General features: G+C 68.3%; 22 protein-coding genes. 11 read left to right on the forward strand and 11 right to left on the reverse strand.

What is annotated here, in order from left to right:
• Nucleotides 1-30: 30 nt before the first annotated feature.
• The 8 genes from A3ES_RS0116915 to A3ES_RS0116950 all read left to right on the forward strand — a co-directional run bounded on the left by A3ES_RS0116915 (nucleotide 31) and on the right by A3ES_RS0116950 (nucleotide 8,491).
• Nucleotides 31-1,479, forward strand: coding sequence for a class I adenylate-forming enzyme family protein (locus A3ES_RS0116915; protein ID WP_020388027.1), 1,449 nt, complete (start codon nucleotides 31-33; stop codon nucleotides 1,477-1,479).
• Complete coding sequence (locus tag A3ES_RS0116920) at nucleotides 1,476-1,715, forward strand: glutaredoxin family protein (protein WP_020388028.1); 240 nt, start codon at nucleotides 1,476-1,478, stop codon at nucleotides 1,713-1,715. The genes A3ES_RS0116915 and A3ES_RS0116920 overlap by 4 nt, the downstream gene beginning before the upstream one ends.
• A gap of 114 nt (nucleotides 1,716-1,829) precedes the next feature.
• The gene (locus A3ES_RS0116925) at nucleotides 1,830-2,588 is read left to right on the forward strand and encodes a redox-sensing transcriptional repressor Rex (protein WP_020388029.1); all 759 of its coding nucleotides are present in this window, start codon (nucleotides 1,830-1,832) and stop codon (nucleotides 2,586-2,588) included.
• Complete coding sequence (locus tag A3ES_RS0116930; protein ID WP_020388030.1) at nucleotides 2,585-3,877, forward strand: glutamyl-tRNA reductase; 1,293 nt, start codon at nucleotides 2,585-2,587, stop codon at nucleotides 3,875-3,877. The genes A3ES_RS0116925 and A3ES_RS0116930 overlap by 4 nt, the downstream gene beginning before the upstream one ends.
• Nucleotides 3,874-4,755 carry a hydroxymethylbilane synthase gene (hemC, locus tag A3ES_RS47440; RefSeq protein ID WP_020388031.1) on the forward strand — a complete coding sequence of 294 codons (882 nt, stop codon included), beginning with the start codon at nucleotides 3,874-3,876 and terminating at the stop codon, nucleotides 4,753-4,755. Before A3ES_RS0116930 ends, hemC begins: the two co-directional genes overlap by 4 nt.
• Complete coding sequence (locus tag A3ES_RS0116940; RefSeq protein ID WP_026162940.1) at nucleotides 4,752-6,506, forward strand: bifunctional uroporphyrinogen-III C-methyltransferase/uroporphyrinogen-III synthase; 1,755 nt, start codon at nucleotides 4,752-4,754, stop codon at nucleotides 6,504-6,506. The genes hemC and A3ES_RS0116940 overlap by 4 nt, the downstream gene beginning before the upstream one ends.
• An 8-nt stretch (nucleotides 6,507-6,514) precedes the next feature.
• Complete coding sequence (gene hemB, locus A3ES_RS0116945) at nucleotides 6,515-7,492, forward strand: porphobilinogen synthase (RefSeq protein WP_026162941.1); 978 nt, start codon at nucleotides 6,515-6,517, stop codon at nucleotides 7,490-7,492.
• 99 nt (nucleotides 7,493-7,591) lie between these two features.
• Nucleotides 7,592-8,491, forward strand: a complete 900-nt coding sequence (locus A3ES_RS0116950) for a hypothetical protein (protein WP_020388034.1) — start codon at nucleotides 7,592-7,594, stop codon at nucleotides 8,489-8,491.
• A 189-nt stretch (nucleotides 8,492-8,680) separates the two neighbouring features.
• Here A3ES_RS0116950 and A3ES_RS0116955 read toward each other — a convergent pair whose 3' ends face one another.
• Entirely contained in the window at nucleotides 8,681-9,685 is a 1,005-nt protein-coding gene (locus A3ES_RS0116955; protein ID WP_020388035.1) for a CPBP family intramembrane glutamic endopeptidase, read from the reverse strand.
• Between the two features lie 95 nt (nucleotides 9,686-9,780).
• On the opposite strand from A3ES_RS0116955, the gene A3ES_RS51290 reads away from it, so the two are divergent.
• Together A3ES_RS51290 and A3ES_RS0116975 are read left to right on the forward strand one after the other, a co-directional pair.
• A complete protein-coding gene (locus tag A3ES_RS51290) occupies nucleotides 9,781-12,030 on the forward strand; it encodes a histidine kinase (protein ID WP_020388036.1) in 2,250 nt (749 codons plus the stop codon).
• Entirely contained in the window at nucleotides 12,030-12,686 is a 657-nt protein-coding gene (locus A3ES_RS0116975; protein ID WP_020388037.1) for a response regulator, read from the forward strand. Before A3ES_RS51290 ends, A3ES_RS0116975 begins: the two co-directional genes overlap by 1 nt.
• On the opposite strand, the gene A3ES_RS0116980 is transcribed toward A3ES_RS0116975, so the two are convergent.
• The 8 genes from A3ES_RS0116980 to A3ES_RS0117015 all read right to left on the reverse strand — a co-directional run bounded on the left by A3ES_RS0116980 (nucleotide 12,683) and on the right by A3ES_RS0117015 (nucleotide 21,226).
• On the reverse strand, nucleotides 12,683-13,927 hold the full coding sequence (locus tag A3ES_RS0116980) for an MFS transporter (protein ID WP_157630569.1): 1,245 nt from the start codon (nucleotides 13,925-13,927) through the stop codon (nucleotides 12,683-12,685). The genes A3ES_RS0116975 and A3ES_RS0116980 overlap by 4 nt on opposite strands.
• A 173-nt stretch (nucleotides 13,928-14,100) precedes the next feature.
• Nucleotides 14,101-14,625 (reverse strand): dihydrofolate reductase family protein, encoded by a 525-nt coding sequence (locus A3ES_RS0116985; RefSeq protein WP_020388039.1) that lies wholly within the window; start codon nucleotides 14,623-14,625, stop codon nucleotides 14,101-14,103.
• Nucleotides 14,626-14,674: 49 nt separating this feature from the next.
• A complete protein-coding gene (locus A3ES_RS0116990) occupies nucleotides 14,675-15,511 on the reverse strand; it encodes an NAD(P)H-binding protein (RefSeq protein ID WP_020388040.1) in 837 nt (278 codons plus the stop codon).
• Nucleotides 15,512-15,549: 38 nt separating this feature from the next.
• Nucleotides 15,550-16,380 carry a carbohydrate ABC transporter permease gene (locus A3ES_RS0116995; protein WP_020388041.1) on the reverse strand — a complete coding sequence of 277 codons (831 nt, stop codon included), beginning with the start codon at nucleotides 16,378-16,380 and terminating at the stop codon, nucleotides 15,550-15,552.
• Complete coding sequence (locus A3ES_RS0117000; RefSeq protein ID WP_020388042.1) at nucleotides 16,370-17,299, reverse strand: carbohydrate ABC transporter permease; 930 nt, start codon at nucleotides 17,297-17,299, stop codon at nucleotides 16,370-16,372. Before A3ES_RS0117000 ends, A3ES_RS0116995 begins: the two co-directional genes overlap by 11 nt.
• A gap of 56 nt (nucleotides 17,300-17,355) precedes the next feature.
• Nucleotides 17,356-18,609: an ABC transporter substrate-binding protein gene (locus tag A3ES_RS0117005; RefSeq protein ID WP_020388043.1), complete on the reverse strand. Its 1,254-nt coding sequence runs from the start codon at nucleotides 18,607-18,609 to the stop codon at nucleotides 17,356-17,358.
• Between the two features lie 16 nt (nucleotides 18,610-18,625).
• A complete protein-coding gene (locus tag A3ES_RS0117010) occupies nucleotides 18,626-20,221 on the reverse strand; it encodes an FAD-dependent oxidoreductase (protein WP_020388044.1) in 1,596 nt (531 codons plus the stop codon).
• Nucleotides 20,222-21,226: a LacI family DNA-binding transcriptional regulator gene (locus tag A3ES_RS0117015; protein WP_020388045.1), complete on the reverse strand. Its 1,005-nt coding sequence runs from the start codon at nucleotides 21,224-21,226 to the stop codon at nucleotides 20,222-20,224.
• Between the two features lie 193 nt (nucleotides 21,227-21,419).
• Here A3ES_RS0117015 and A3ES_RS0117020 point away from each other — a divergent pair, with 193 nt between their 5' ends.
• Nucleotides 21,420-23,279, forward strand: coding sequence for a hypothetical protein (locus A3ES_RS0117020; RefSeq protein ID WP_020388046.1), 1,860 nt, complete (start codon nucleotides 21,420-21,422; stop codon nucleotides 23,277-23,279).
• 847 nt (nucleotides 23,280-24,126) lie between these two features.
• Here the strand turns inward: A3ES_RS0117020 and A3ES_RS0117025 are convergent.
• Both A3ES_RS0117025 and A3ES_RS0117030 read right to left on the reverse strand, forming a co-directional pair.
• Nucleotides 24,127-24,513, reverse strand: a complete 387-nt coding sequence (locus A3ES_RS0117025; protein WP_020388047.1) for a DoxX family protein — start codon at nucleotides 24,511-24,513, stop codon at nucleotides 24,127-24,129.
• A gap of 91 nt (nucleotides 24,514-24,604) precedes the next feature.
• Nucleotides 24,605-25,075, reverse strand: a complete 471-nt coding sequence (locus A3ES_RS0117030; RefSeq protein WP_020388048.1) for a carboxymuconolactone decarboxylase family protein — start codon at nucleotides 25,073-25,075, stop codon at nucleotides 24,605-24,607.
• Nucleotides 25,076-25,151: the final 76 nt, after the last annotated feature.

Here is a 25,151-nt window from a genome sequence, read left to right on the forward strand (position 1 = left end):
ACCCTAGCGGTGTCGTGACAGACTCGCCTGGTGAACTTCAACTTCGCGGATGTTCTTCGTGACACAGCGCAACGTCACGGCGAACGTCCGGCGCTGGTCGACGGGGACCGGCGGCTGACCTGGAGCCAGCTCGACGCGGCCGTTGACGCGGCTGCCCGCGGGTACTCGGCGGCGGGTCTGGTGCCGGGGTACCGGGTGGTGCTGCTGATGGCGAACAGCGTCGAGTTCGTCACCTCCTACCTGGGATGTCTTCGCGCCGGGCTGGTCGCCGTACCGCTGAACACCGGCCTCACCAAGCCCGAGATCGGTACCGTGATCGCGCACTCCGGAGCCCGCCTCGCGGTCGCCGACGGGGACCTCGCGGACCGGGTCGAGGGGATCAGAGTGGTCTGGCCCGGCGAGCTCACCGGTGACGCTCCGCTTACGCCACAGACCGACCCTGAGGCACTCGCCGTCCTGCTCTACACGTCCGGTACGAGCGGCGATCCGCGCGCGGCGATGCTGACCCACCGGGCCCTCGGCGCCAATGTGCGGAACCTGGCCGACCTCGGCGAGGACCGGATGGGCCCGGACGACGTCGTGCTCGCCGTCCTGCCGATGTTCCACGCCTTCGGCCTGAACGCGGTCCTCGGCTGGGCCGTCGCGACCGGCGCGGCGCTCGTCATCGACCGGCGGTTCGACTCCACCGGCACGATCGACCTGGTCCGCCAGTACGGCGTAACGCGGCTGCCGCTCGCACCGCCGGCGCTGACCGCGTTCATCGCCCGGCCGGACCTTAAGGAAGCGCTGCAGACGGTCAAGGTCGTACTCACCGGCGCGTCGACCCTGGATCGCGCGCTCGCGGACCGGTTCGAGCAGGCCAGCGGACTGTTCGTGCACCAGGGCTACGGGCTGACCGAGGCCTCGCCCGGCGTCACCACCACGCTCGGCGAGCACGATCCGAAGCCGGGCTCCGTCGGCCGGGCGCTGCCAGGCGTGGAGCTGCGGATCGCCGACGAGCTGGGTGAGGACGTCGAGGGCGACGACCCGGGCGAGATCCTGATCCGCGGCCGCAACCTGTTCTCCGGCTACTGGCCGGACGGCGTGGACGGCCCGGACGACGAGGGCTGGTACCGCACCGGCGATGTCGGCTTCCTCGATGCCGATGGCGACCTGTTCCTGGTCGACCGGCTCCGCGAGCTGATCATCGTGTCCGGGTTCAACGTGTTCCCGAGCGAGGTCGAGGAGGTCCTCGTCCAGGCTCCGGGGGTGCGGGAGGCGGCAGTGATCGGCGTACCGTCCGAGGAGACCGGCGAGGCGGTGAAGGCGTTCGTCGTACCGCAGACGGGGTCGGCGCCTGATCCGGCCGAGGTTCGCGAGTACGCCGAGACGCGGCTGGCGCGGTTCAAGTGCCCGGTCGAGATCGAGGTGGTGGACCACCTGCCGCACTCGGTCACCGGCAAGGTCGCCAAGGGCCGGCTGCGTGAGGCGGACAAGTGAGCGACAGGGTCACTCTCTACGGCAAACCGGGCTGTCATCTCTGCGACGACGCCCGGGTGATCGTGGCGCAGGTCTGCGCCGAGCTCGGGGTCGGCTGGAACGAGATCGACATCACCCAGGACGAGCAGCTCTTCAAGGAGTACGGCGAACAGATCCCGGTCACCTTCGTGGACGGCCGCCAGCACGACTTCTGGCGGGTGGACCCGGTCAGGCTCAGGAAGGCCTTGACAACTTAGTGCCATCCGTCACGGACAAGCTTCTCGATTTTGTTCTCACGTTCACAAGCTCCTAGAGTGGGGTAGTCGCCAGCCGTGAGGCGGTGACTCGCGAACCACCTTTCCAGGAGAATTGTGACGCCTGCCCGCAGCCGTCGCCCCGGCGCGCCGACGAGAACCGAACGCGGCATTCCCGAGGCCACTGTCGCGCGCTTGCCGGTGTATCTGCGGGCGCTGACCGCCTTGTCGGACAGTGGCATCGCCACCGCGTCGAGCGAGGATCTCGCGACCGCGGCCGGCGTCAACTCGGCCAAGCTCCGCAAGGACCTGTCGTATCTGGGCTCCTACGGCACCCGCGGCGTCGGCTACGACGTGGAGTACCTGCGCTACCAGATCGCCCGCGAGATCGGCGTCACCCAGGACTGGGCCGTCGTCATCGTCGGGATCGGAAACCTGGGGCACGCGCTGGCCAACTACTCCGGCTTCGGCACCCGCGGCTTCCGGATCGTCGCCCTGCTGGACGCCGACCCGACGCTGGTCGGCGAGCGGATCGGCGACATGGTCGTCCGCGACTTCGCCGAGCTCGAGGAGATCGTCGCCGCGGACCGGGTCTCGATCGGCGTCATCACCACGCCCGCCGGGCCGGCCCAGGAGGTCTGCGACCGGCTTGTATCAGCCGGGGTGACGAGCATCCTCAACTTCGCACCGGTAGTGCTGTCCGTGCCCGACGGTGTCGACATCCGCAAGGTGGACCTCTCGATCGAGTTGCAGATCCTGGCGTACCACGAACAACGAAAGTCCGGAGAGGCGGCGCTCCCCGAGGTGCCCGAACTGCCAGCGATGAACGGCGTCGTCCCCGACCTGCCCAGCGTGGGTGGAGGTGTGGGCGCATGAGCTATTTGGTCGTCGGTATCTCACACCGGTCTGCTGACATCACTGTGCTGGAGCGGGTCGCGCTCGATCCGGAGGCGGCGACCAAGCTCGCGCTCACGGTCCAGCTCACTCCCGCGGTCTCCGAGTCGGCCGTGCTGGCCACCTGCAACCGCACCGAGGTCTACGCCAACGTCGATCGCTTCCACGCCGGCATGGACGAGGTCACCGCGATCCTGTCCGACATCACCGGCGTACCGCTGCTCGACCTGGCCGAGCACCTCTACGTGCACTTCGAGGAAGGCGCCGTAGCGCACCTGTTCCAGGTCGCCGTCGGGCTCGACTCGATGATCGTCGGCGAGAGCCAGATCGTCGGCCAGGTGAAGGAGTCGCTGCGCGTCGGCCAGGACCTGGAGACGATCGGTACCGGCCTGAATGCCCTGTTCCAGCACGCTTTGCGGGTCGGCAAGCGGGCCCGCGCCGAGACCGGCATCGACTCGGCCGGTCGCTCGGTCGTCTCTGCCGGGCTCGAAGCGGTCGGCGGCTTCGAGGGCCGCCGCGCACTCGTCGTCGGAGCCGGCTCGATGGCATCGCTGGCCGCCCAGACCCTGCTGAACGGCGGCGCCGCCAGCGTGACGATCGCCAACCGCAACTACGACCGTGCCGTCGCGCTGACGGATCGGGTCGGCGGTACCGCGATCAAGCTCGCCGACGTCCCCTCGGCGCTGGGCGAGGCCGACCTGGTCGTCTCGTGCACCGGCGCGCGAGGCGTAGTACTGACAGAAAAGATGGTCCGCGACGCTGCGGACGGACGGCCGTTCGGCGTACTGGATGTCGCTCTGCCCAGGGATGTCGATCCGGCCGCGGCCCGCATTCCGGGCGTCAAGCTGGTTACCCTGGCCGACCTGGCCGGTACCGCGGGCGGCAGCGAGCACGACATCGACGAGGTACGGCGAATCGTCGGCGAGGAGACCGGTGCCTTCGAGGCGACCCGGCGCGCCGCGTCCGTCACGCCGACCGTGGTCGCGCTGCGGGCGATGGCCAGCGACCTGGCCGACGCCGAGCTGGCCCGGCTGGAGCGCAGGCTGCCCGGGCTCGACGACGTCCAGCGCGCCGAGGTGGCCCGGACGATCCGGCGGGTGGTCGACAAGGTGCTGCACACCCCGACCGTGCGGGTGAAGGAACTGGCTGCCGATCCGGGCGGTCCGACGTACGCCGATGCGCTGCGGGCGCTGTTCGCGCTCGATCCGGCCACCGTGGACGCGGTCACCGCTCCCAAGGCATCGCAGGCAACCGGAGGTGATCCCGCATGATCAGGCTCGGAACGCGCAGGTCGGCGCTCGCGACAGCCCAGGCGAACCAGATCGCCGACGCCCTCCGTTCCCTCGGGCACGAGGTCGAGCTGGTGCTGATCACCACCGTCGGCGACAAGAATCGCGCGCCGCTGGAGCAGATCGGCGGCACCGGCGTTTTCGTCAGCGCGCTGCGGGACGCGTTGCTGGCCGGCGACATCGACATCGCCGTGCACTCGCTGAAGGACCTGCCGACGACGCCCGAGGAGGGGCTGACACTCGGTGCCATCCCGCAGCGGGAGGACCCGCGCGACGTGCTGGTCGCCCGCGACGGCCTGAGTCTCGGCGAACTGCAGACCGGAGCACTGGTCGGGACGGGTTCACCGCGCCGGGTGGCGCAGCTGGAAGCCCTCGGACTGGGCCTGGAGATGACCGGGATCCGCGGCAATGTGGACACCCGGATCGGGATGGTCGCCGAAGGCAAATTGGACGCGGTGGTGCTCGCAAGGGCAGGGTTGGCCAGGTTGGGCCGGCTTTCGGAGGTCACCGAGACGCTGGATCCGATCCAGGTGCTGCCGGCACCGGGACAAGGTGCTCTGGGCATCGAATGCCGCGCCGACGACGCCGCGGTGCTCCAGGCTCTCGCGCCGCTCGAGGATCCCGCGGTACGCGCCGCGGTGACGGCCGAACGGCAGATGCTGGCCACGTTGGAGGCAGGGTGCACGGCTCCGGTCGGTGCGCTGGCCGAGGTGGTCGAAGGTGAGGACGGGCCGGAGCTGTGGCTCCGGGGAGCGCTGGGCCAGGAGGGCGGCGTACGGCGGCTGTCGGCGAACGGGCCGGTAGACGACCCACGGGCTCTGGGACGGGCGCTCGCGAACGAGTTGCTGGAGCAGACATGACACCGGCACGGGGAACGACGCAAGCGAGTACGGGTACGAGTACGAGTACGAAGACGAGCAGGACAAGGGCAAAGGCGACAGCAGACGTGAGCAGCGCGAAGACAGCGGCCACCAAGGCACCCCAGAAGGTGCCGGCGAAGATCGCAGCCAGCACCACGACCGTCAAGCAGGCCAGACCGCTCGGCCATGTCTCATTCGTCGGCGTCGGCCCGGGCGACCCAGCCCTGCTGACGATCGCCGGCCGCGACGTGCTGGCGAACGCCGACGCCGTCGTGGTCGAGGGTCCTGAGCACGACGCGTTCCTGGCGTACTGCAAGCCAGGGGTGGAGATCGTCGACGGATCCGGCGCCGAGGGCAGCCGGGCGCTGCGCGTCGCCGCCCGCGCCCGCCTGGTGGTGAAGACCGCCAAGGCCTCGGCGAACGTGGTCCGCCTGCTCACCGGCGACCCGTTCACCTTCTCCAGTGGAGCCGAGGAGGCCGCCGCCTGCCGCAAGGCCGGGATCGGCTTCAACGTGATCCCCGGGGTCAGCGAGGTCAGCGCCGTACCGGCGTACGCGGGGATCCCGCTGACGATGAAGAGCGACCGAGAGGTCACGGTGCTCGACCTGGCCGAGGCCAAGCTCGACTTCAGCCGGCTGCACCCGAAGCAGACGCTGGTGCTGCTGAACGCCGTGGACGTGCTCAAGGACACCACCGCCGCGCTGATCGAAGCCGGCTTCGACGCCGGTACGCCGGTCGCCGCGACCGTCGGTGGCACGACGACCGCGCAGGCCAGCGTGGTCGGCACGCTCGGCACGATCGTGGCCGACCTGCGCGCCGCCAAGCTGGTCGGCGAAGCCGTGATCGTGGTCGGCTCGGTGGTCGAGCAGCGCGAGACGCTCAGCTGGTTCGAGACCAAGCCGCTGTTCGGCTGGCGGATCCTGGTGCCGCGCACCAAGGACCAGGCCGGCCCGCTGATGGACCGGCTGCGCCGCTACGGCGCGATGCCGGAAGAGGTACCGACGATCTCCGTCGAGCCGCCGCGCAACCCGCAGCAGATGGACAAGGCCATCCGTGGCCTGGTCGAGGGCCGCTACGAATGGGTCGCCTTCACCTCGGTGAACGCGGTCAAGGCGGTCCGGGAGAAGTTCGACGAGTACGGGCTGGACGCGCGCGCGTTCTCCGGGCTGAAGATCGCGGCGGTCGGCGAGAAGACCGCCGAGGCGATCGGTGCCTGGGGCATCCGGCCGGACCTGCTGCCCTCGGGTGAGCAGTCCGCCGCCGGCCTGGTCGAGGACTGGCCGCCGTTCGACGAGGTGCTCGACCCGATCAACCGGGTCTTCCTGCCGCGGGCGGACATCGCCACCGAGACCCTGGTGGCCGGCCTGACCGATCTCGGCTGGGAGGTCGACGACGTCACGGCGTACCGGACCGTCCGGGCGGCGCCGCCGCCCGCGCCGACCCGCGAGGCGATCAAGTCGGGCAAGTTCGACGCGGTCGTCTTCACCTCGTCCTCGACCGTGCGCAACCTGGTCGGCATCGCCGGCAAGCCGCACGCGTCGACGGTGATCGCGGTGATCGGGCCGGCGACGCTGAAGACCGCCGAGGAGCACGGCCTGCGGGTCGACGCGATGGCCGAGTCGCCGTCCGCCGAGGAATTGGCCGACGCACTTGCTCGCTTCGGCGCCGAGCGGCGTGACACGATGCTAGAGGCCGGTGAACCGGTCACCCGCCCGTCCGAGCGCCGCTCGGGCTCACGCAGGAAGAGCTAGGTTTTCCGATGTCTGGTTTCCCGGGTGTGAGGCCGCGGCGGCTCCGGTCGTCCGCGGCGATGCGCAGGCTGGTCGCCGAGACCACGCTCGAACCTCGTCAGCTGATCCTGCCGATGTTCATCCGGGAAGGCGCGCGCGAGCCGATCGCGATCAGTTCGATGCCGGGCGTCTACCAGCACACCCGCGACACCGCCCGCAAGGCCGTCGCCGAGGCCGCTCAGCTGGGCCTTGGCGGCGTGATGCTCTTCGGGGTGCCGACGTCGAAGGATCCTGAGGGCTCGGGTGCTCTCGATCCGGACGGCATTCTCAACGTGGCGATCCGGGACGCGGTGTCCGAGGCCGGAGACGACCTGCTGGTCATGTCGGATCTCTGCCTGGACGAGTTCACCTCGCACGGGCACTGCGGCGTACTGGACTCCGCTGGTCGCGTCGACAACGACGCGACGCTGGCGATCTATGCGGAGATGGGCGTTGCCCAGGCTTCCGCGGGCGCTCACATCGTCGGCCCGTCCGGGATGATGGACGGCCAGGTCGGGGCGGTCCGCACGGCTCTGGATGGCGCCGGCTTCCAGGACACGGTGATCCTCGCGTACGCGGTGAAGTACGCGTCGGCCTTCTTCGGTCCCTTCCGGGAAGCCGTCGGCTCGTCGCTGACAGGCGACCGCAAGACCTACCAGCAGGACCCGTCGAACGCGCGCGACGCGATCCGCGAGGTCGACCTGGACGTTGCCGAAGGCGCCGACATCGTCATGGTGAAGCCGGCCCTGGCCTACCTCGACATCATCCGCCAGGTCCGCGACCACGTGAACGTCCCGGTCGCGGCGTACAACATCTCCGGTGAGTACGCGATGGTCGAGGCCGCGGCCGCCAACGGCTGGATCGACCGCGAGCGCGCCATCCTGGAGACGCTCACCTCGATCCGCCGGGCCGGCGCCGACATGATCCTCTCGTACTGGGCCGCCGAGGCCGTCCACCTGCTCCGGTAACTTTCTGGCCCGCGGTTGCATCGTGATTGATGAACCGCGTGGAGCGTCGTCGCTCCGGTCCTGGGGATGCGGTCGGGACTGTGGGAGAGGTGGCGCGACATGGTGCGCATTGCTCGGCGTACGGCGGTCTTGTTGGGGGCGCTCGGGCTGACAGCGGCCTTGCTGCCGGTTCAAAGCGTGGTGGCAGCCAGCGCGGTGACTTGCGGGATCAGGCCCGGAGCGGTCACGGCAGGCGGCGATCATCGCGAGATCACGATCAACGCGACGTCGCCCGTGAGCGCGTCCTTCGGCCGGACGTTCTCCAACATCTACCCTGACGGCCAGGTCAAGCTCAGTACGTCGATCGAGCTCAGCCCCGACACCGGTGCCTCCGGCTGGGTGGTGATGGGCTCCTCGCTGTACGGCAGCGGTTACGAGATCAACGGTGACCAGGCGGTCAACCCGCAACTCGTGAAGGTCGGCGGGGGCTGGAACGACTTCACCTTCATCGACACGTCCTACTACACGCCGCCCTCCGGCACCGGCCCGAACTTCCGCGCCAACCAGTACGGCCTGCGCGCCGACGGAGTGCTCTTCCGCTGGAGCCCGCGCGGCGGCAACTGGTGGACCAACAGGGACTCGTACCCCGGCTTCGCGTCCGTCAAGACGATGGCGCTGATCAGCCGGACCTTCACCTACGACACCTTCCTGGCCAACACCCGCGGCGGCGCCCTCTACACGATCCGCATCCCCAGCAGTTCACCGATGAAGCCGATCGTGAAGCGCGTCCGCACCTCCACCTGGCAGTCCTTCGACTGGCTGCTGGCCCAGGGCTGCGGCAGCCAGAGCACCCTGCTCCTGGGCATCGACAAGGAAACCAAGTCCGGCTACCTGTACGCCGTATCGCACGCCACCGGCCCGACCACCACCATCAAAGGCCTCGGCAAGGCCCCGATCGCCTTCACCGACCCGGTCTACTTCCGCCGCAAAATCGAATCAGACCCCCTCTTCGGCGAGTAGCTCAGTAACCACCGAGACAGCCGCGGACCGCCACCACTACCCAACCCGGCCCCGACGCCTCGACACGCCGAGGGGAAGCGTTTGCTCGTGAGGTTGGATAGTGATGGCCGCCCGCCCTGCCTGGGGGGTTAACCCCTGAGATGCCGGTGGTCGGGAAGGGGGGCGCCGCCGGTTCCGTCAGTGGCTGGATCAGTTGGAGGTCTTGTGGTGACCGGAACCTGAGTGCGGCCAGCGGGCCGGGATGGGGGATGGGCCCGGGATGGGGGCCGAGGCCGGCGGGGTGAGGTGTGTGGTCAGGTTGCGGCGTTTGGCTAGGCGCAGGATCACGGCGGTGGCGATAAGGGTCAAGGTGGCGTCGAAGAGGGCCAGGGCCCAGGGGAGGTCGGCGGCGGTTTCGTCGGAGGAGAGGGCGCCGGTGTAGGCGGCTGCTGTGGCGAAGGCGAGGACGTTGTTCATGACGTGGAGGGCGACGGCGGCCTCGATGCCGCCGGTGCGGATGGTCAGCCAGCCGGCTGCCAGGCCGAAGACGGTGAGGGTGGCGAATCCCCACGGCGTACCCCAGCCGTGGGCTGCCGCGAACAGAAGCGCTTGCGGGATCACCACCAGGGCGGGGGAGCGCAGGAAGCTACCTGCTGCCTGCAGCAACCAGCCGCGGAAGACGTACTCCTCGGCGGCTGCCTGGAAGGGGACCAGGCAGATGATCATGGCGAGTCCGGCGAGGAATGTTCCCCAGCCGACCCAGGGGCCGTTCTCTGGCTCGATCATGAAGGAGACGGTCAGGAGCAGGGTGATCGGTACTGCGGCGACGGCCAGGCAGGTTCGCAACCATGCGAGGCGTAGGTGGCCGACGACCGATGACAGCGAACCCCAGCGGCGCTTCTGCACCCAGCGCGCGGCGAGGGCGGTCGCGGGCAGCGCCGCCGCGGTGGCGACGAGCAGCAGCGCGGTGTCGGGGATCTCGCCGAACTCCGGCCAGTCGTCGGCGTCCGTCGGTAGGTCGAGGATCTCGGCGATGATCATCGCCGGCCCGATGATCAGCAATCCTCCGACCAGCGCCAGGCCGAGCATGGTGAAGGTCCCGACGATCGGCCGCCACCAGTTGTGCCGGCCGGTGACTCGTGCGAGCCGTGCGTAGGAGACCGGTTCTGCCGCCCGCGCAGCTGCGACGGGCACTGCCGTCTTCTCGATTGTCATGTCTCCAGCATGTCGGCGGGAGGCTGCCGGGGCGTCAGTCTGCGGCACGACTGGTCCCTCTATCGCTGGGTAGAGGCGCTTATGCTTCGGCTCTGATGGAACACGTCCGCAACTGGCTGCTGCCCGCCGTCCTCGGTGTCGGGTGGGTGGGGTTGTCGCCCAGCCTCGAGGCCTGGGCTGGCACACCGACCAGGGAGCAACTCGTCGTCGCGGGCGCCGCGTCCGTGGTGGCCGCGGTCGCGTTGGGGTTTCGCCGGCGTACGCCGCTCGCGACGCTCGGCGTGGTGACTGTCGTGACAGTCCTTGGCCAGTTCGCGACATCGCAGGACGGGGTGGGCGTGCTGCCGGCCGAACTGGTTGCCCTGTACTCCGTCGCGGTGCGCTGCAGCCCGGTGGTCGGGTGGCGGGCGGTCGCCGTGCTTGTTGTCGTGAAGACCCTGACTTCCCTTGGCGTCTTCGGTCTCGGGTCGGACTTCGCTTTGGAGGCCGTGGGCAACCTTGTTCTGTACGTCGTCATCCTGGGTGGCGGGCATAATCGCCAACGTCGGCTGGCTGTCCGCGAGCAGGCCGCCCAGGAGTTGCGCGATGCCGAGGAGCGCAGGCGGAACGCGGCGGCGGCCGAGCGTCACCGGCTCGCACGCGAGCTGCATGACGTCAGCGCTCACCACCTCACCTCGATCGTCGTCAGCTGCGGTGCCGCGGAACGGTTGATCGATCGCCGGCCCGAACTCGCCGACGAAGCACTGGAGTACGCCGCGCGGACAGGCCGGGAAACGCTGGTGTCCTTGCGCCGGCTGGTGGCGGTCCTGGAGACGGGCGAACGCGACCAGGACGAGCCGCTCGGTGGGCGGATCGCGGAGTTGGCCGAGGCCTTTACCCGGTTGGGGCATCAGGTCCTGGTCGATGTCACGCCCGAGTTGTCCGGGCAGGCAGCGGAAGCTGTCTTCGGGATTGTCCGGGAGTCGCTCACCAACACCCTGCGGCACGCTCCCGGCGCCGCAGTACGGGTGCTCGTAACGCGTGCAGGCGATCACATCCACCTCCTGGTGGAGAACGGCCGGCCCGCTGCCACCCCATCGGCCGGCCAGGGAAGCGGACGGGGAATCGCCGGCATGCAAGCCCGCGCCGAAGCCATCGGCGGCACCCTCACCGCAGCCCCCGGCCCAGACGGCAACTGGCAAGTCCGAGCCAGCCTGCCATCACCCGCTGCGTCGTCACCCCTTGATCCGCCCCTCACCACTTCGCCCCTCACCACTTCGCCCCTCACCACTTCGCCTCTCACCAGTTCGCCTCTCACCCCCTCGTCACCCGCCGTCTCGTCACTGACCAGCCGCTCGCGGCCGGCCGGCGCCGGAGCTTCGCCCGGTGTCAGCGCTCCGGCGCAGTCGGCCCGGGGTGTTGGTCCGGAGGCGCCGGCGGGTATGTGGGGTGGGGGCAGGTATCCCGTGGCGCCGCCGTTGTCCTTGGAAAAGCCGAAGGTACTGGTGCCGGTCGGGAGGTGGCGGGATCGGTGGGTGGCTGAGTTCGGGGTCGTGGTCGCTGTCACGGTGCCGACGGTCAGTGGGACGGCTGCGCTGGCCGTTGAGGAGCTGCCGGCGGATGAATCGGCGGTGGTCGGGTTTGCTGTGCTGCTGGCGTTGATTCCTGGGCTGGTGCTGTTCGGACGCCGGGATCGTCCCTGGATCGTGTTGGCTGGTGTCGCAGCCTCAGCCTGGCTATGGCCGCTTGCGATCGGGCTTGGCTGGCTGCCTGATTCACTCGCGCCGGCGTTGGTGATGTGCGTCGGTGCCCCGCTGGCGGCGGTCTATGCCGTTGCGGCCTACGGCGGGGAGGCTGACCTCACCTGGGCGTCGGTACCTGCTGCCGCGGGTGGCTTTGGCGCGGCGGCAGGCGTGTTGATGCTGGTGACACCGATGGAAGAGGAGCTGTCCGGTCCGGGGCCCGCCAGCTTCTTCATGGTCGTGGTCGCCGTTGCTATGGCGGTTCCGCTGCTGGGTTGCTGGGTGGCCGGAGTTCTTGTCCGCAAGAGAAGGAGCCGGCGGTTGGATCGCGGCGGCCGGGCTCTTGCCGAACTGGTGCAGGCCGCCGAGGCCGAAGTACACAGCGAGCGGCAGCGGATCGCCACTGGGCTGCACCGCAGTGTCCTGACCCGGACTGGCCGGTTGATCGCCCTCGCGGAAGCCGGTCAATTGGAAGGCGTCACCGCCGAGGCAAGATCCGCGTTGACCGCAATGCGCGAACTGCTGGAAACCCTGGACGAGCCCGGTACTACGGCCCCTCGTACTCCGCACCTCACCACCTCGCAGTCCAGCGCCCCGCAGTCCCGCGAGAAGGAGTTGTTCTGATGGTTGTCCGGGTGCTGGTTGTCGATGATCAGGCGGTGGTTCGGGCCGGGTTCGCCGCGATCGTCGATGCCGAGCAGGATCTGGTCGTTGTCGGGCAGGCGGGGGACGGGGCGGAGGCTGTGTCGCTGGCCGCTGAGCTGGAACCCGATGTCGTACTGATGGACATCCGGATGCCCGGCCTGGATGGGCTTTCGGCCACCCGGCTGCTCACCGGGCTGAGTGAGCGGCCGCGGGTTCTGGTGCTCACCACCTTCGACCTCAACGAGTACGTGTACGAGGCGTTGCGGTCCGGCGCGTCCGGGTTCCTGCTCAAGGACGCCCGGCCCGAGGATCTGCTGACCGCGATCCGGGTGATCGCGGCCGGCGAGGGCATGCTCGCGCCCGCGGTGACCCGGCGGTTGATCCAGGCCTTCGCGAAGGGAGCACCGGCGGTCGGGACGAGCGAAGTACTGGACAAGCTGACGCCACGCGAGCTGGAGGTACTGACGCTGATCGCGGCGGGGCTGACCAACGCGGAGATCGGCGGCAAGCTCGGCGTGGCCGTCGGGACGGTGAAGACCCACGTCAACGCGTTGCTCACCAAGATCGGGGCGAGGGACCGGGTTCAGGCGACGATCATCGCCTACGACCTCGGTCTGGTCCGCCCGCGCGGCTAACCCGCTGTGGTGTCGGCTTTCGCGTTGTAGGTGCGGAAGGGTTTGTTGGTGGTCAGCAGCAAGATGCCCAGCACGCAGGCCGCGCCGCCCGCCACGATGCTGGTGACTGGGCCGAAGAGGCCGGCTACGGCGCCTGCTCGGGTGTTGCCGAGGTTGGGGCCGCCTAGGCCGATGATGAAGTCCAGAGAGTTGAGGCGGCCGCGGAGGTCGTCGGGGGTTTTGGTTTGCAGGATGGTGGCGCGGAAGACGGTGGTGACGATATCGGCCGCGCCCGCGATGGCGAGGAAGACGACGGCGAGCCAGACCGAGTGGGTGAGGCCGACCGCGCCGATGCCGGCGCCCCAGATCGCTACCGAGATGAGCATCGCGCGGCCTTGGTGGCGGAGGTGGGCCAGCGGGCCGGAGAGGATCGCCGCGATCAGGCCGCCGACGCCGACAGCGGCGTACAGGTAGCCGACTGTCTGGGGGCCGCCGCCGAAGTGGGTGTCGGCGAGTGCGGGGAAGAGGGCGGTCGGCATTGCCAGCACGGTGGCGTTGAGGTCGATCAGGAAGATCATCCCGATCAGCTTGTGGTTCACGGCGTACTTCAGGCCCTCCACCACCGACCGCAGGCCGATCGACGAGCCGCCGCCCTCGGGTGGCATCGGCGGCAGCCGCCGGACGCTCACCAGCACCGCCAGGAAGGTCACCGCATCCACCCCGTACGCCGCTTCGAGGCCGACCGTCGCGATCAGTACTCCGGCCAGCACGGGCGCGGCGATGATCGCGACCTGGAAGGACAACTGTGAGAGCGCAGCTGCGGCGGAAAGACGTTCGAGCGGCAGGACGCGCGGGATGAACGTCCGGCGGGCAGGTGTGTCGACCGCGGCCAGGGCAGCAGCGATTGCCGTGAGCAAGAACAACAGCCAGACCTGTCGCCAGTCGAGCAACGCCTGCAGGGCGAACACGAGCGACACGACCATCAAGCCGCTCCCGGTCAGCAACACCAGCCGCCGGCGATCCACGGCGTCGGCGATCGATCCGCCGAACAACCCGAGTACCAGCGTCGGCAGCAGCGTGGCCAGGCTGATCGCGCCGACCGCGACCGACGAATGGGTCAGTTCATAGGTCTGGATCGCCACCGCGACGCCGGTCATGAAGCTGCCGATCGACGACAGCGACTGCCCGGCCCACAACCAGCGGAACTCCACCGACTCCCGCAGCGGCGTCACATCGGCGAACAAGCTCCGGGGTCCAGGCACAAGGATCGATTCTCGTCCGTCCGGTGCAGCCGGATCAACTGGAATACGCCGTACCGCCCCGGACTATGTCCCGACCGACAGGACATAGTCCCCGTACTGCGGCCGGCCACCGCTCGCGTGAGCGTGGCGCCCGGCCGAACGGCCGACTATGTCCTGTCGGTCGGGACAGCCAGTCAGCGCTGGACGGTGTAGTCGGACTGGATCAGGCCGGCGCCGAGGGTGCGGGTGGCGTTGTGGGTGAGGGAGACGTCGGCGTCGAGCTCGCCGAAGAGCGGGATGCCGGTGCCGAGCAGGACGGGGACGACCGTGATGGTCAGCTCGTTCAGCAGGCCGGCCCGCAGGAAGGTCTGGATGACGCGGCCGCCGTCGGCGTAGACCCGCTTGGCGCCGCGGTCTTCGAGGGTCTGGACCAGCCCGTCGACGGTGCGGTGCACGATCACGCGCTCGTCGGCGTCGGCGGCCAGGGTGGTGCTGAGCACCTCGACCTGCTTGCCCTCGTAGGGCCAGAAGCCGAAGGTGAGCACCTTCTCGTAGGTGCTGCGGCCCAGGACGACGGTGTCGACCGCGGCGATGAACTCGTCGTACCCGGTGTCTCCGGCCTGCTCACCCCGCTCGGAGAGCCAGTCGATCGACCCGTCGGCGCGGGCGATGAATCCGTCAAGGCTGGTCGCAATGAAAACCGCGGCATGAAACGTCACCCTCCTTTTGTACAGCCTGCGACCGACAACCCGGCGAACGGCCACAGTCTCAGCGGAACTCCCCGACGTGCTCCTGCGCCCAGTCGGCCAAACTGCGTGCGGGTGAACCGGTCAGTTCCGCGATCGTCGACGTGATCAGCCCGGACGGAGGCCGTCCGACATTGCTGAGCAATGCCTCCACGAGCACGCTCGGCCGACCGTCGGCGAGCATCTGCGCACGAGCGTCCTCGGCCGGGACCGCCTCGAACCGCAACTCCCGGCCAAGCGCCGCCCCGAGCGCCGCGACTTGTTCCGCTCGGGTCAAGACCTGAGGCCCGGTGAGCACCAACCGCTGACCGGCGAGCTCGTCGGACCTCAAGGCGCGGGCAGCAACCGAGGCGAGGTCGCGCTCGTGCACGACGGCGGTGGCCGGGATGTCAGGTCCCCGCACCACCCCCGTACTGCGAATCTGCCCCGCCCACCCGCGGGCGTTGGAAGCGATCGTGTTCGACCGGAGAATCGTCCAGCCGCCCGCCTGCCTCTCGACCAGCCGCTCCAGTTCCGCATGCATCCGGTTGATCGGATCGTCGTGCCCCTCCGACAACCCGGACGACGACAGATAGACGACCCGCCTGCCTCCCACCTGCTCCAGTACTGCGGGCGCCGCGTCCGCGGTCAGGAACGGCCAGATCAGGAACACGACGCCCACCCCGTCCAGCGCCGGCACCAGGCTCTCCGGCCGCCCGAGATCGCCGGCCACCACATCGCCGGCCACCACATCCCCGGCCATCGCCTCAGGGACAGCCGCCGGGTGGCGGGACAGGAGACGGACGTCAGCGGCCGGGAGCTGTTTGATCAGCTCCCGGCCGACGTTGCCGGTGGCACCGGTTACCAGGATCTTGGTCATGCCTGGTGACAGCTTCCGGCGTACCGGGGGTATTCCCGTCAGCCCTTGAGACCGGATTGGGCCAGGCCTTCGACGAACTGGCGTTGGGCCAGGACGAAGATGATCAGGACCGGGAGGGCGCTCATGGTCGCGGCCGCGAGCTGGACGTTCCACATCGCGCCGCCGTATGCGTCGACGTACTGGGTGAGGGCCTGCGGGATGGTGAACTTCTCCTTGCTGGACAGGAAGACGATCGGTTCCAGGTACAGGTTCCAGCTGTGCAGGAAGGTGAAGATCGCGACCGCGCCGATCGCCGGGCGGGCCAGCGGGAGCGACACCTGCCAGAACAACCCGAGCCGGCCGAGCCCGTCGACGCGGCCGGCCTCTTCCAGCTCGCGGGGCAGCGTGATGAAGAACTGCCGCATGATGAACGTCGCCAGCACGCTGGGCGCGCCAAGCATCGGGATCAGGATCAGCGGCCAGTGCGTGTTCACCAGGCCGAGCGAGTCGAACATCCGGTACAGCGGGATGATCGTCACCTCGTTCGGCACCAGCAGTCCGGCCAGCACGATCATGAAGACGACGCCGGCGCCGCGGAAGGTGATCCGGGCGAACGCGTAGCCCGCCAGCGACGAGATCACCAGCGTCCCGAGGGTGACGATCACGGCGATGTAGCAACTGTTCAGATACTGCTGGCCGAACGGTTGCAGCTCGAAGACCTGGCGGTACGCGTCCAGCGTCACCGACTGCGGGATCAGCGACGGCGGGAACGCGAAGATCTCGTTCACCGGCTTCAGCGACGCCGTCGCCATCCACCAGGTGGGGAAGACGAAGGGCACGCAGCAGACCAGCAGTACGCCGTACAGGAGGAGCTTGCCTTTACGACTCATGGAAGACCCACCTCCGCCGCATCCGCCACTGCAGCACCGTCAATGCGAGCACGATGACGAAGAGCAGCAGGGAGATCGTGGCGCCGTAGCCGAAGTGATGGAACTGGAACGCCTGCTGGTACAGGTAATAGACGAGCACAGTCGTCGACGTACCAGGCCCGCCTTGCGTCAGTACTGCGATCTGCGCGAACACCTGCAGCGATCCCACTACCGTCAGGATCGAGGTCAGCAGGATCGTCGGACTGATCAACGGCACCGTCACTCGCCGGAACCGCGCCCAGGCCGAGGCGCCGTCGATCCTCGCCGCCTCGTAGAGCTCGGCCGGAACCCCTTGCAGGGCAGCAAGAAACAGCACCATGTTCAGCCCGACGCCTTTGAAGAGCTGCACGATGATCACCGAGATCATCGCGGTCGCGTCACCTCGCAGCCAGTTGGGGCCGTCGATTCCTAGGGTGTTGAGACCGAGTACATCAATGAAGGCATTGATCCCGCCGTTGTCCTGCAGCAGGAACCCCCACACGATCGTCCAGGCGACCAGCGTCACCACGACGGGGGAGAAGAACAGCGTCCGGAAGACGACCGTCCCGCGCAGCTTCTGGTTCAGCAGTACTGCGAGGAACAGCGCCAGGCTGAGGTTCAGCACCACCAGGCCGAGCGAGAAGAACCCGGTCGCCCGCAACGCCGGACCCAGTCGTGGATCGTCGGTCAGTGCCCGGTAGTTGCTGCCGCCAACGAAATCGAAGGTGCCGGCCAGCACGTTCCATTCGTGCAGGCTGTACCAGGCCACCAGCCCGAGCGGAACGATGACGAAGGCAACGATCCCGGCGAGCTGCGGCGCGACGAACAGCCAGCCGGCCAGCTCGTCCCGCCGCCGCATCGTCCAGTACGGCGCCCGCGCGGCGACCGGCGGCTCCGTCACTTGCTTCTCCAAAAGGACCTGACCGGGGTGGTGGGGTGGGGTCAGCAATCGTGGAGTCATTTGCTCAGCAGGGGATTGATCTTCGAACATACGCCAGACAGCACGGCCTTCACGTCGGCGTCCGGCTTCCAGAGCGGATCGAGCGCGGCGCGGACGGTCTGCTGCAGCTCGGCGTACCCGGTGTGGCTGGTCTTGATGTCACCGCGTTCGATCCCGTCGATCACGACGCTCTGCAACTGGGCCGGCTTGAGCAGCGGGTTCGCCTTGGCCAGCAGATCCGTGGTCAGCTGCGACTTGCGTGGCGGCGGGAAGAACTGCGCCAGCTTGGCCGAGTTCTCCTGATTGGTGAAGTAGGCAAGGAACTTCTTCGCTTCGTCGGCGTGTTTGCCGCGCTTCATGACGCCGATGCCGGCCTGCCCGACGACGGAGTACTCGCCGGCGGGTCCCTTTGGCAGCGGGACGAGATCCCACTTGAACTTCGCCTTCTCCAGCAGGGCCGCGCGGCTGATCTGGGTCAGCACCATCGACGCGTCGCCGGCGAAGAAGTCCGTCGTCCGGCCGGGGCCGGGCATCGCCTTGTCGGTGAACACCATCTTGTGGACGAACGTCATCGCGTCGACCATCGGCTGCTGGTCGAAGCCGCAACTCTTGCCGTCCTCGCTCCACGGCCGCGCGCCCCAGCCGGCCCAGATCGAGTTCAGCGCGTCCCAGCCCTTGAAGTCGAAGTCGCCGACGACGATGCCGCCCTTGCCGGTCTTCGCCTGGACGGCGGCGCCGGTGGCGACCGCCTGATCCCAGTTCCAGGTGCCGGCCGCGATCTGCTGTGCGGGGGTCGGTCGTCCAGCCGCCGTCACCAGGTCGGTGTTGACGAAGACCCCCAGCGGAGAAGTCGAGAACGGGTACGCGAACAGCTTGCCGTCCTGCTCCCAGGTCTTGGTTGCGCTCGGCAACAGATCCGCGTCCTTGTCGATCGGTTCCAGTGCGCCCGACGTGACGAAGTCCGGCGCCGTACTCTCCAGGATCCAGGCCAGGTCGGGCGCGTTGCCGCCGCCGATCTGGGTGGTCAGCGCGGTCGTGTAGCTGTCGAACGGGATCGACTCGAAGCTGATCTTGCCGATCTCGGGATGGTCCTTCTGGTAGGCGGCCGCGATCTGGTCGAACAGCGCGGTGTGCTTGGCGTTCGCGCTCCAGATCGTCATCCGTAGGTCGACCGGACCGGACGAGGTCGGGTCGTCGGAACCGCCGCCGCAGCCGGCCGCGGCCAGCAGTGCCGCAGCCGTCGCGGCCGCGGTCAGGAGTCGGAGTTTCATGGGTGTCAGTCCTCCATCAGTAGCCGGCGATGGCCGGCCAGCTCAGTTCGACGCCCTGGGCGACCAGCCGTGCCTGGAAGTCGCTGAGCAGAGCAGGGGTGTTGCGGACCGCGCGCGGGCTGACGCCACGGTCCAGGCAGAACGCGGCGAGCAGCCCTGCGGCCTCGCCGATGTTCCACTCGACCGGGTGCAGCCGGTAGCAGCCGTTGGTGATGTGCGTGGTGCCGAGGTTCTTACTCGCGGGCAGCAGGTTCTCGACCCGCTGCGGGATCAGTGCCCCGAGCGGGATCCGGAACGGGCTGCTGGCCACGTCGATGTAGTTGTCGCCGCCAGTGGACGGGTGCAGGTCGATCCGGTACATGCCGACGCCCACACTGTCGCCGTACTCCGCTGCGCCCTTCGCCCCTCGTACTGCGACCGACAGATCCTGCTCGACGACCGTGTACTCCGCTGCGATGCGCCGCGACTCCCGGATGTAGGGCGCCTGGGCCAGGCCATCGGCAGAGCCCAGCAAGTCACCGCGAAGCCGTAGCCCCGAGAAGCCTGTGCCGCCGTCGGGTCGGGGCGCCTCGGTCTGCAGCCAGTAGAAGACCGCCTGCGACAACTCGCGTGCTCCGGCAAGGTGCTTCGCGGCGTCCGGTACGTCGAAGACTGGTCCTTCGAGGTAGTCGATCATCGGCCAGTTCACGAGGCAGATGTCCGACTCGTACGCGCCCGGCAGGAAGTGCTGGCGGGCAGCGATCCGCCGGAACGTCCAGAGGTTGGTGTCACCGCCGGTACGCCGCTGGTCGGCGATCACCGCGAGTGGATCGTCGTCCGGGTTGGGGGTGAAGGTCCGCGGCGAGGTGGCGAGGGTGCGCGGATCGGGGGCATTCCAGGAGAGCATCCGGTCGCCCCAGAACGACGGCTGGTAGTTGCGCCAGAACGCGTAGTTCGGCGGCTTGTCCCCGACCTGGTTGCCGTCGACGTGGTCCACGGCGAAGCAGAAGGACACCGCCTGCATGTTGAGCGGTTGCGCCTCTTCGGGAGCACTCGGCTCGCCGGTCATCGCCTGGGATTCGAAGCCGGTCACGTACTCCGTGCCTGTCAGCGGGAGGAGTTCGCCTGTTTCGGTTGCGTCCAGCACGTACGGCGCTGTCAGCGTGAGTTGGTCGCCGCTGTCCCGATGCCGTACTACGACAGAGGTCACCCGGTCGCCGTCGGTGCCGGCCGAGACGGGCTTGTACGGCTGGAGCACTTGCAGGCGGCGGCTGGCGCGGTACGGCGCGAGCATGGACTCCAGGACCGTTACAGCTACTCGTGGTTCGTGGCAGAGCCTCGAGACGTAGCCGGCGCCGGGGTTGAGGTCTGCTGCTGCCCGAGACTCTGCAGTGAGCGGGTAGTAGCGGCGGTAGTAGTCGCGGATCCCCTCCCGCAGCGCGCGGTAGGAAGCGCTGACTCCGAACTGCTCCACCCAGGTGTGCTCGTCGGGCGGTACAGCCTGGCTGGTCAGCTGACCCCCGAGCCAGTCGTACTCCTCGGTCATCACCACCGAGCGACCGGCACGCAGGGCCGACAAAGCCGCGGCGATCCCGCCGAGCCCGCCGCCGATGACCAGGACATCCGTATGCATCTAAGAACCTTTCGGCTTGCTGAGTGTGCTTCCGTCGACGAGCTCACAGGGCAGCAGTTGCTGGAGGTCGACTTCTTCCCCGGACAGAACCGCGTCGAGCAATCCGACCGCCCGCCGCCCCATCTCCTTTCGGGGAATGTGAAACCCCGAGTAGTCGTCATCGCCCTCGACCGGCCGGCTCGCGTCACCCAATGCGACCACCGACAGATCCCCAGGCACGTCGAGCCCGCGCTGTCGCGCCGCCTCAGCCAGAGCAGCCGCGTCAGCGAGATCCTCCACGAACACCGCCGTCACCCCGACCGCCAACAACCCATCAAGCACCTCCCGCTCCGGCTTCAGATGCAAACCCCGCGGAGCTACCTGACGGAAGCCGCGGAGGCGGTCGGCTGAGGACTCTGCTCCTTCGCCTGGGCCTACGAAGGCGACTTGGGAGTGGCCGAGTTCTAGAGCGCGTGCTGTGACGGTGGCGGTTGCGGTGGTGTAGTCGGCGCCGACGTACGGGACGAGGATGCCGTCTGGGTTGTCGCGGCGGCCGACAGAGACGAAGGGGTACTTCTCGGTGACCAGGCGGCTGAGTTCTTCGGCGGGGATCCGGCGGCCGAGGAGTAGTGAGCCGTCGGCGATGCGGAGGCGGTTGTTGTCGTGGAAGACCAGCCGCCGTCCGTCGGTGACCGGGGCGCTGGTGAACAGCAGCAGGTCGCAGCCGAGTTCCTCCGCGCTCTCCTCGATCCCACTCAGGAACGGGTGGTAGAAGTCGGCGCTCGCACTCGGGAACACCGGCTCGTAGGTGAACACCCCGAGGATCTGGTTCCGCTGCTGCAACAGGCGGCGCGCGAGAGGATCGGCGACATACCCGGTCTCCCGGATCACCTTCAGTACGCGGTCCCGTGTTTCGGCCGGGATCCGCGCCGACGCGGCGGTGCGGTTGTTCAGCACCAGGGAGACGGTCGTCTGGCTCACCCTCGCCAGCCGGGCGATGTCACGCTGCGTCAGTCGCTCGCTCATCCATCCACGTCCCTTGAGTAATACGTATTGCCAGTCACTTGATCCGGAACGGTAGACCCACGGTTTCCCGGCCGTCAAGACCACATCACGCTAGTAATACGAATTAGCACTGACATCCCCTTGACGTGATCAAGTCAGGGACACAAAACTCCTCGACCAGGGCAACCGCTTACCCACCCCCAGGGAGACCCTCATGCTGCTGAATCGCCGAACTCTGCTGGCAGGAACGGCGGCCGCCACGCTCGCCCCGGCTCTCATCACCCGGCCCGCACAGGCAACAGGCAACCTCCCGCTGCTCCAGCCGCTACCACCCGGAGCGCCCGACCGTCGCCTTTTCACCCCACTCGAGCAACGATTCGCGCCGTACCTCGCGATCCTCGCCCCGATGACCAACGACATCGTCGACACCGACGGTCCGACGTACGGGTTCATGGCCGGCGGCTGGTGGCGCACTCCCGCCCAGCCGTTCAACTCCCGCATCCAGGAACACGTCTTCACCCTCAGCTGGTACTACGCCAACCGCCGCCCCTGGAACCCGTACTACCGCGACCCCGCGTTGCTGGCCCGCCTCGACGCGGCCCTCCAGCACTACCTGAATCTCCAGAACCCAGACGGCTCCTGGCCCGAATACGCACCAGGCGAACGCGGCAAGGCCTCCAGCGGCTTCGGTCTCGGCTATCTCGCGAAGACGCTCGCCAACCTCCGCCAGGCCAACGCCCTCCCAACCCGGCGACGCCAGCTGGAAGTTGCCCTGAGCAAGGGAGTTGCCTGGTACCTCGACCCCGCGAACACCGTCGTGTGGGACGACCCGTTCCAGTACACGAACCAGGCGGTCGCCGGTGTCGCCGGCTCGGCCCTATCCCTCACTTTGTTGCCCGATCGCGCGATGTGGCAACGACTACAGGAACGCATCCGGTACGTCGCCCGCTGGTCGCAGAGCCCGGCCGGCTTCTTCTACGACCCGCGCGGCATGGACATCAACTACAACTTCGAGGTGATGCTGCCCGAGATGGCCGAGCTGCACCTGCTCACCAAGAATCCGGCGCTCGTCTCGATGACGCGGAAGTTCACCGACTGGTTCGGCTACAACCTGCTCCGCGAACCGGACGGCTCCGGCTGGCTCACGTACTACGCGGTCTCCGACCGGACCGCCACCGCGTACTACGACGACGTCGTCCCCGACCCGGATCGCACCAATCTCGGCTCGCTCTTCGTCCCCGCCGTACCAGAGCTGGCAGCCTTCTTCACCACTCGCGAGGACCGCGCCGCCACCCGAGCCGCCTGGGCCGCCGATCCCGCACCAGTCCCTTCGCTGGCCAAGCAGAACACCTCGCCGCGGATCATCGCCCACGCCCCGTACGGCGAACGCCTGCCGAGCCGCGGTGCCAAAAGAGCCGCGATCGAACGCATCCCCTACCTCAGGCGCGACAGCTTCACCGAGCTCCGCCGCGACGAGGTGGAGAACCAGGACTACCTCTACATCCGCCGCCCCGGCCTCTACCTCGGCGCCTTCTTCGGAACCCGCCCAGGCAGCGTGGTCAAGGCCGGCACCGGCTTCCTCTGGCACCCGCAGGCCGGCACGATCATCCACTCGCAGCAGACCGCGACCGGCTGCTGGGGCACAGTCCGCGCAGGCAAGGCGGACTCCGACAGCAACCTGATCGCGGAGTACAAGTCGAAGGACCTCGTCCATTACCGCACGCCCGACAATTCCGTCGCCACCGAGCTGATCGTCGGCCGCTCCCACGTCACCCGTCGCGTGTCTGCTACCTCTGCCGCGACCGAGCAGCTCCCACTCGTCCTCCAACCAGGCGACGAGGTCACCTTCTCCGACGGCACCACAGTGCCCTACAACGAAAGCCGCACAGCCACGGCAGACGCCCTAACCATCCGCCGCGGCCCCACCATGATCACCATTACCTGGACGGCCACCCGCCCGGCCTCACTCTCAACCTCCACCCGCACCTACCTCCGCGACCAACGCCGCCGAATCCACGTCCTACGGATCCCCCACGGCGGCCACCTCGAGACGACCGTCCGGACGGAGGGCTAGATGGACCGCCGGACCTTCCTGACAGTCACCGGTACTCCGTTGGGGTCAGCCGATCCCGGGTGACGGGTCAACCGCAAAGCCGGTTAGTTAAGGCGTGCGTGGCGCTGTCAAGGAACCGAACGGACATCTGACCCGCGGCGGGGGCTTGTGTTGTCCCGATCGACAGGACATAGTCGGCCGTTCGACCGGGCGCCACGCTCACGGGAGCGGCAGCCGGCCCCAATACGAGCACTATGTCCTGTCGGTCGGGACAACCATCCCGCTGAGGGGGGTGCCCCGATCCAACCGGCTTTGGGGTGAACCCCAATGCCGTTCAGTCAGGTGGAGCGTGGCCTCGTCATGGACAGGTGTCCGGTCGCCGGGCCCGGCGAGGTGCAACGTCGGGGCGGGTTGCCGATGGCGAGACTCCCTGGGGCCCAAGGCTGGGAGGGCGCGGACGTCCGTGCAGACCCCTCTTCGGTCAGCAAACGCTTCCCCCGGCGTGTCGGGGCATCGGTGCGAGGTCGTGCGTGCGCAGCCGTCCCACGCCTTCGCCACGGCGGACGCATGGTCGAGCAAGCCGAGAAGTGACAGCTGACCCGCGTGAAGGATTTCTGCCACGGAGCGGCAAAAATCCTTCACGCCGTGGTCCAGGACGATCTCGGCCGGCGCCGTCGGGTAGCACCTTGCCGGATTGAGCAGGTTGGCCGGATCGAAGACCTGCTTTGATTCGGCGGTGCAGGTCGAGGCCGACCAGACCGAGTCCCTGTTCCAGCCAGCAGGCCCTGACGGCGCCGACCAACTGATTCCGTTCGAGTCGACACGACAAGGCACCTCCCCGAACCCCCTTAACTTACTGGCTTTGGGGTCAACCGGTGAAGGGTTCCAGTGCGAAGCGGCCGATCGCCACGAAGGCGGTCAGGGCAAGGTAGCCCCCGTCCCCTAGCGCGGCTTTGGTCTCGCCACGGCGGATCCGCATGATCAGGGCGCCGGTCATGATCAGCGCCAGGCCGCTAGCCGCCAGCGGTACCAGAATCGGCCCGATGCCGAGCAAGGCGGGCAGGAGCAGGCCCAGGGCACCGAGGATCTCGAGTGCTCCGATGGCCTTGAGGGTGCCGGGCTTGAAGTCGAGGACCCAGCGCGCGGCGTCGGCCATCCCGGCCATCTTCTCCCGTGGGACGAACAGCTTCCCGAAGCCGGAGAACAGGTAGACGGCGGTCAGCAGGCCGGTGATGATCCACAGTGCGATGTTCATGAGTCCTGTCCTTGGCGCAATGTCTGGGGTGGCGGCCGCGGGCGGACCCGGGTCCCGGGTCCGCCCGCGAGCCTGAGGGGGAATGTCCGCGTCAGCCGAACTGACCGGGCTGGTACTCGCCGCCGGGCGTCCGGGTGATCACGTTCAGCCGGTTGAAGGCGTTGATCACGCAGATCAGGGCCACCAGGGCCATGAGCTGGTCCTCGTCGAAGTGCTTCGCCGCGTTCGCCCACGCCTCATCGGTGACACCGCTGGAGTCGGCGAGGCGGGTGCCCTGCTCGGTGATTTCCAGGGCCGCCCGCTCCGCCTCGGTATAGACGGTTGTCTCCCGCCATGCCCCGACCAGGTTGATCCGCACCACGCTCTCGCCGGCCGCCGCGGCGTCCTTGGTGTGCATGTCAAGGCAGCCGCCGCAACCGTTGAGCTGGCTGGCGCGGATCTTCACCAGCTCCTGCACCAGCTTCGGCAGCGCCGAGTCGGTGATGGCTTTGTTCGACGAGATGATGTACTTGGCCCACTTCGCCCCGACCTCGTTGCGCATGGGGTTGATCCGGGTTTCCATCTCGATCTCCTTCGTCTTCGGATGCTTGCACCACTACGACGAAGCACCCCGCAAAGACGTAACAACCACACTGCGC

It is taken from the genome of Kribbella catacumbae DSM 19601, from assembly GCF_000372465.1.
Taxonomy (GTDB): Bacteria; Actinomycetota; Actinomycetes; order Propionibacteriales; family Kribbellaceae; genus Kribbella; species Kribbella catacumbae.